This is a genomic window from Klebsiella sp. CN_Kp100 (assembly GCF_040065315.1).
In the GTDB taxonomy this organism is placed as follows: Bacteria; Pseudomonadota; Gammaproteobacteria; order Enterobacterales; family Enterobacteriaceae; genus Klebsiella; species Klebsiella oxytoca.
Window position 1 is genome coordinate 1 of sequence record NZ_JBEAIJ010000022.1, and the last position, 751, is coordinate 751.

Sequence of the window (751 nt, forward strand, 5' to 3'; positions counted from 1 at the left end):
ATCACCACCGCGCCGAGCACTGGGTGATCCTCGCCGGGACGGGGCAGATAACGGTTAACGGCAAGCAGTTCCTGCTGACTGAAAATCAGTCGACCTTTATTCCCATTGGTGCCGAGCACTGCCTCGAGAACCCGGGACGTATCCCGCTGGAAGTGCTGGAGATCCAGTCCGGCTCCTACCTGGGCGAAGACGACATTATCCGTATTAAAGACCAGTATGGTCGTTGCTAATTTGTATTTAAGGATTAAATAGATGGCAAAATTAAATTGTTTTAAAGCTTACGATATCCGCGGCGAACTGGGCGAAGAATTAAACGAAGATATCGCCTACCGTATCGGACGCGCCTACGGTGAATTTCTGAAGCCGAAAACGATCGTGGTGGGTGGCGATGTGCGTCTGACCAGCGAGTCGCTGAAGCTGGCGCTGGCCAGAGGCCTGATGGATGCGGGAACGGACGTGCTGGATATTGGTCTGAGCGGGACCGAAGAGATTTACTTCGCCACCTTCCACCTGGGCGTGGACGGCGGGATAGAAGTGACGGCCAGCCATAACCCGATGAACTACAACGGCATGAAGCTGGTGCGTGAAAACGCGAAGCCCATCAGCGGTGACACCGGGCTGCGCGATATCCAGCGCCTGGCGGAAGAGAACCAGTTTGCGCCGGTGGACGCGTCCCGTCGCGGCACCCTGCGTCATATATCGGTGCTGCAGGAGTACGTGGACCACCTGATGGGCTACGTGAACCTGGCCA

The 751-nt window shown here is 56.3% G+C and carries 1 protein-coding gene and 1 pseudogene; both read left to right on the forward strand.

Annotated features, from left to right (window positions below; all coding sequences use genetic code 11):
- On the forward strand, positions 1-230 hold a 230-nt coding region (locus ABLV12_RS08755; RefSeq protein WP_196555343.1), incomplete at its 5' end, for a cupin domain-containing protein.
- Positions 231-252: 22 nt separating this feature from the next.
- A pseudogene (gene rfbK, locus ABLV12_RS08760) lies at positions 253-751 on the forward strand (O9 family phosphomannomutase RfbK); the annotation flags it as partial.